The organism is Amazonocrinis nigriterrae CENA67 (genome assembly GCF_016056305.1).
GTDB classification, from domain to species: Bacteria; Cyanobacteriota; Cyanobacteriia; order Cyanobacteriales; family Nostocaceae; genus Amazonocrinis; species Amazonocrinis nigriterrae.
On record NZ_JAECZC010000084.1, the window covers coordinates 1 to 5,697 of the forward strand.

Genomic DNA, 5,697 nt, shown 5'->3' on the forward strand with positions numbered 1-5,697 from the left:
CATCTCCCCAGCTCCCCTGCCCCTTCCGTCACAGCAATGGTATAAAAAAACAGTTTGCCTTGCAAGGCAAACTGTTTACAAAATCTTTACAAAAGGAAGCAGGGATTAGAACATACCGCCCATGCCGCCCATGCCGCCCATGCCGCCCATGCCGCCCATGCCGCCCATGCCGCCCATGTCAGGGGCAGCGGGGGCTTTCTTCTCTGGTTTTTCTACGACAATGGCTTCGGTGGTTAAAACTAAGCCAGCAATGGAACCAGCATTTTGCAAAGCTGAACGTACTACTTTAGCAGGGTCAATGATGCCGGCAGCAATCAAGTCCTCAAATTCACCAGTGGCGGCGTTGTAACCGATGTTAAAATCACTTTCCTTGACTCTAGAGACAATCACGGAACCTTCTGCCCCGGCATTATCTGCTATTTGACGCAAGGGGGCTTCTAGTGCCCTTTTAACGATATCTGCTCCAATCTTTTCTTCTTCTTCCAGGCTGTCTTTAATCGCGTCTACTTTGGCGATCAAGTTGATTAGGGTTGTACCACCACCGGGAACGATACCTTCCTCTACAGCGGCTTTGGTGGCATTCAGCGCGTCTTCAATTCGCAGTTTGCGGTCTTTGAGTTCGGTTTCGGTGGCTGCACCGACTTTAATTACTGCTACGCCGCCAGCTAGCTTGGCAATGCGTTCTTGCAGTTTTTCTTTATCGTAATCGGAATCAGTTTCTTCTAATTGTCTGCGAATTTGACCGATACGCTGTTGCACTTCTGGCTTGGTGGTGCTACCAGCTACGATTGTGGTATTTTCTTTGTCGATCGCAATTTTACGGGCAGTTCCCAATGCTTCCAAAGAAGCGGTATCCAGGCTTAAGCCGATTTCTTCAGAGATCAACTGACCGTCGGTGAGAATTGCAATATCTTGTAACAAAGCTTTACGGCGATCGCCAAATCCAGGGGCTTTAATGGCAGCAACTGACAGCACACCCCGCGCTTTGTTCACCACCAAAGTTGCCAAAGCATCTCCTTCGACATCTTCAGCAATAATCAGCAGCGGTTGACCCAAACGGGCAACTTTTTCCAACACGGGCACTAAATCCTGGATGCTGCTGATTTTCTTGTCAGTAATCAGAATCCGGGCATTTTCAAATTCTACGATTTGCCGTTCGTTGTTGGTGATGAAGTAGGGAGAGATATAACCCCTGTCGATTTGCATCCCTTCCACCACTTCTAATTCGGTTGTCAGGGATTTAGATTCTTCAACGGTGATTACACCATCTTTGGTGACCTTCTCCATGGCTTCGGCTAGCATATTGCCGACTTCTTCATCGTTACCAGCTGAGACAGTGGCAACTTGAGCGATCGCACTTCCTTCTACTGGCTTTGCTGCCTTGGCAATTTCTTCTACCAGTGCCTCGATGGTTTTGTCAATCCCACGCTTCAAGCTGACAGGGTTTGTACCAGCTGCCACGTTCTTCAAACCTTCTCTAATCAAGGCTTGTGCTAAAACTGTGGCGGTGGTGGTACCGTCTCCAGCCACATCCTTGGTTTTAGATGCGACTTCCTGGATCAATCTGGCACCAGTGTTTTCTAAAGGATCTTCTAATTCAATTTCTTTGGCAACAGTGATACCATCATTGACAATTTGGGGGGCACCATATTTTTTTTCTAAAAGGACGTTACGTCCTTTTGGGCCTAAGGTGATTTTCACAGCATCGGCAAGGGCATTTACACCCCGTTCTAGCGCCCGCCGCGATTCTTCATCAAAGGAAATGATTTTTGCCATGTTTGTTCTCTCTAGCGCTTCCATTAGACAATTTAGCACTCACAAGCCAAGAGTGCTAATTACCCAAGCAGTTCAGATTATAAATGGAAATAAAAAAAATTGATTAATATACTAATTGATGCTCATGTAGGATACAGGCAGTAATGGTTGAATTGGGAGATGAATCTATACAACTCCCTTAGGGCCCTCGGTATTGCTGACCCTAGCGGCACCGGCTGGTTAGCAGTGGTATTTACGTTTCTTTTGGCTTGCCTAGTAACGTGGCGTTTGATCCCCACAGTTCGCAATTTTGCACTGCGGGTAGGTTGGGCTGACCAACCAAACGCACGTCGATTGAACCCTGAACCTTTGCCGAATGCAGGAGGCTTGGCTATTTATGCAGGAGTGATTGCCGCATTGGTACTAGCTAGCCTCTTACGACCCATTGAATTACAAAGTGTATTGGCTCAAGTGCTGACTATTTTACTAGGAGGTTCAATCCTAGTGTTGGTTGGCTTTATTGACGACCAGTTCGGCTTACCCCCGTCTGTTCGCTTGTGGGCACAAATTGTTACAGCATTATTACTTTTTGCGAATGGCATTAATATTGCCGTCAATTTCGGCACACCCATCGACTCATTTTTGTCGATGATACTGACAGTACTTTGGGTAGTGGGTATTACCAACGCCATTAATTTGATGGATGGGATGGATGGCTTAGCAGGAGGAGTCAGTTTTATCACTGCCATGAGTTTGTTGGGGGTCGCAGCCCAATTTCCCAATCGCGCAGCAGCAACGCTGGTTCTAGCGGCTTTAGGGGGCGCTGCTTTGGGCTTTTTGCGGCACAACTTCCACCCCTCACGCATTATCATGGGTGATGCCGGAGCATACTTTTTCGGTTATGTGCTAGCTGCAACCAGTATTTTAGGAAACTTGCAAATTACTACGGTCTTCTCCTTAGTACCGACTGTTTTATTTTTGCTACTGCCAGTTTTAGACACCACACAAGTGTTTGTCAGACGGCTATTAGCAGGGAAGAACCCCCTTAGTACCCCAGGCAAAGATCACTTACATCATCGGTTGCTGGCTTGGGGATTCTCTCAACGTCACGCCGCATTCACCCTTTGGGCGATTACCTTAATTACTAACATGCTAGCCATGTCAGTACGAGGTATGCCCTTGGTAGTGATAATTGCCACTGCCAGTGGCATCATCATCCTTTTAGGCTTGACCATTTGGCAAAGAATCCGCCAGCAGGCCTAAGTTAGGAGTTAGGAGTTAGAAGTTGGGAGTTAGGAGTTAGGAGTTGGGAGTTAGGAGTTAGAAGTTAAGAGTTTTTGACTCAATCTAACTTTTAACTTCTTACTCAGCACTCAGCACTCAGCACTCAGCACTCCTTACGCCATCACCATACCGCCATCGACGTTAAAGACTTGTCCAGTGATGTAGGCGGCGGCGGGATCGGCGGCGAGGAAGCGCACGACACCAGCAACTTCTTCTGGTTGACCATAGCGACCAAGAGGAATGTATTGGATAATATCCTCGGTATTACTGAGATTACTAGTCATATCTGTGGTGATAAAACCAGGGGCGACGGCGTTAACAGTAATGCCACGAGAAGCTAATTCTTTGGCGACAGTTTTGGTAAAACCGATGACACCTGCTTTAGCTGCGCTGTAGTTTGCTTGACCGGGGTTGCCCATTTGTCCGGCGACGGAGGTGATGTTAATAATTCGTCCAGAACGTTGCTTGAGCATGATTTTACTGACTGTGCGTGTACATAAGAATACACCAGTAAGATTGAGGTCAATTACAGCTTGCCAATCTTCAGGCTTCATACGTAACAATAGGGTATCGCGGGTGATACCTGCATTGTTAACCAAAATATCAATGCGCTTGAACTTTTCTTGGACAGTATTAATCAGAGTGTCTACTTGATCTGCTTGGGAAACGTCAGCTTGTAGGGCTACTGCTTGACCTTTGGCTGCTGTAATTTCTGCGACTACGTTTTCAGCCGCAGCAGCAGAACTGGCATAATTGACTACTACATTGGCTCCTTGTGTAGCTAATTGTAGTGCGATCGCTCTGCCAATTCCTCTTGAAGCACCTGTAACAATAGCAACCTGACCTTGCAATAATTGCGAATTTTCACTTGAGACTGTCATCAACTTTTCCTTAATGTTTTGAATTACCGCGCTAATTATCTTATGGTGATTCGTACCTATAACTTCTAGGATTTTTAAATTTGCAAAAAGTCGTAAGCAAGGTTAGCCAGACCAGTGCAAACTTTTCAAAACAGATTTAATTTTTTCTTAATAAATTTGTTTTCTTCAAAAATAGATCTACACCTTTGAGATGAAGCGGGAAATTTGGCAACAATAAAAACAAAATGATGTTACACCGATTCTCCAAGGCACGCATTACTATTGAAAAACAACAAGAGAAATTGGTGTGTGTCACATGGCTACTAAAAAACAATTCAACAGCTTTGAAGAAATGCTGTCTGATTCCGATTTACCTGTGTTGGTAGATTTTTATGCTGAATGGTGTGGCCCTTGTCATATGATGGTGCCGATTTTAGAGCAAGTCAATGCTCAACTGAATAACAGACTGCGTATCGTCAAAATTGACACGGAAAAATATGAGCATTTAGCAACTAAGTATCAGATTTACGCGCTACCAACGCTAGTTCTGTTTAAGAAGGGTCAGCCTGTAGATCGAATTGAGGGAGTGATGCAAGCAGGACAGTTAGTGCAACATCTGCAAAATTTAGTTTAAGAAGTCTTAAGTTTAGAGACGTGAAATTTCACGTCTCTATTAGTATAAAACTTTCGTGCCATGAGCAACTATGTAAATACACTGTGTCTTACGTATCTTATACTTGCCGTAACCCCTTTCTTCTCCCTTTTAGATTTACTTTATAAATAACCTTAATTTACTACACGTTGAATGATCATAACAATTAAGATTCTGCATTTTCTAATTTATCTTCATGTGCGTTCGTCAAAGACGTTGGCGCAGCCATCGCTTCTAATGGCAAAATCACCGTAAATGTAGAGCCTTTTCCTGGTTGTGAAACTACTTTGATTTCACCGTGCATTAACTCAACTAGGCGGGATACTATCGCTAACCCTAACCCTGTACCATCACAACCTTGCACTTTTGGATCGGTTACTGCACGAAAATAAGGATTGAAAATTTTTGTTTGAGCATCTGGAGAAATACCAATACCTGTATCTGTAACTGAGATTGCCCATTGCTGTTGAGATTCTTTCCAGCACTCTAAACGGACTGTACCAGATTCTGTGTATCGAATGGCATTGCTGAGCAGATTTGTAATAATTTGCTGAAACCGAAGCGGATCAGTAATAACCTGTTTTGGAGCGCAACCACAATTAACAAGCAAGGATAATTCTTTAGCACGCGCTAATGGTTCAATTATTTCTACAACTGAGTTGATTAACTCAGGTACATCAGATAAAGTGGGCTGTAATTTCATCCTCCCAGCATCGTAACGCGAAATTTCCAGAGTGTCGTTAATCAATCGTAGGAGAAGTCTGCCACTTTTTAAGACGCGCTCAATACTTTCGATATTTGAATATGAGTCCTGGACTTTTGGTTGTTGACGATGCTGGCGTAGAAATAAATCTGCATAGCCAATAATTGAAGTTAAGGGTGTTTTCAATTCATGAGCCAACTGAGAGAGGCTATCTTTACTAGCACGAACTAAACGAGTTAGCTCTTGATTAGTCAACCTCAATTGATTTTGAAGTTGTTTCAGCTCTTGTAGTCGTCCATAAGTATAGCTGTTAAAGCAACGGGCGATCGCTTCATCAATTACTGTATCAATCAGTCGAACAGCCCGTAACAGTTCTACAGGAGATGCCTGTAATAAATCTTCTTCCAAGAAAGAAAAAATCACGAACCGGAGTAAACGATACT

General features: G+C 44.2%; 5 protein-coding genes. 2 read left to right on the forward strand and 3 right to left on the reverse strand.

Annotation, left to right across the window (positions count from 1 at the left end):
* Positions 1-105 precede the first annotated feature (105 nt).
* The gene (groL, locus tag I8748_RS28410) at positions 106-1,776 is read right to left on the reverse strand and encodes a chaperonin GroEL (protein ID WP_198127850.1); all 1,671 of its coding nucleotides are present in this window, start codon (positions 1,774-1,776) and stop codon (positions 106-108) included.
* A 159-nt stretch (positions 1,777-1,935) separates the two neighbouring features.
* Between groL and I8748_RS28415 the strand changes: the two genes are divergently transcribed.
* A complete protein-coding gene (locus I8748_RS28415; RefSeq protein WP_198127851.1) occupies positions 1,936-3,018 on the forward strand; it encodes an MraY family glycosyltransferase in 1,083 nt (360 codons plus the stop codon).
* A gap of 134 nt (positions 3,019-3,152) precedes the next feature.
* Here the strand turns inward: I8748_RS28415 and fabG are convergent, their stop codons facing one another.
* Complete coding sequence (fabG, locus tag I8748_RS28420; protein WP_198127852.1) at positions 3,153-3,920, reverse strand: 3-oxoacyl-[acyl-carrier-protein] reductase; 768 nt, start codon at positions 3,918-3,920, stop codon at positions 3,153-3,155.
* 295 nt (positions 3,921-4,215) lie between these two features.
* On the opposite strand from fabG, the gene trxA reads away from it, so the two are divergent.
* Complete coding sequence (gene trxA, locus I8748_RS28425) at positions 4,216-4,533, forward strand: thioredoxin (RefSeq protein WP_198127853.1); 318 nt, start codon at positions 4,216-4,218, stop codon at positions 4,531-4,533.
* Between the two features lie 184 nt (positions 4,534-4,717).
* On the opposite strand, the gene I8748_RS28430 is transcribed toward trxA, so the two are convergent.
* The coding region (locus I8748_RS28430; RefSeq protein WP_198127854.1) for a sensor histidine kinase at positions 4,718-5,697 on the reverse strand (980 nt) is incomplete at its 5' end.

Coding starts and splice junctions, on each gene's coding strand:
- trxA (WP_198127853.1), top strand. CDS start 4,216: ATGGCTACTAAAAAACAATTCAACAGCTTTGAAGAAATGCTGTCTGAT.
- groL (WP_198127850.1), bottom strand. CDS start 1,776: ATGGCAAAAATCATTTCCTTTGATGAAGAATCGCGGCGGGCGCTAGAA.
- fabG (WP_198127852.1), bottom strand. CDS start 3,920: ATGACAGTCTCAAGTGAAAATTCGCAATTATTGCAAGGTCAGGTTGCT.
- I8748_RS28415 (WP_198127851.1), top strand. CDS start 1,936: ATGAATCTATACAACTCCCTTAGGGCCCTCGGTATTGCTGACCCTAGC.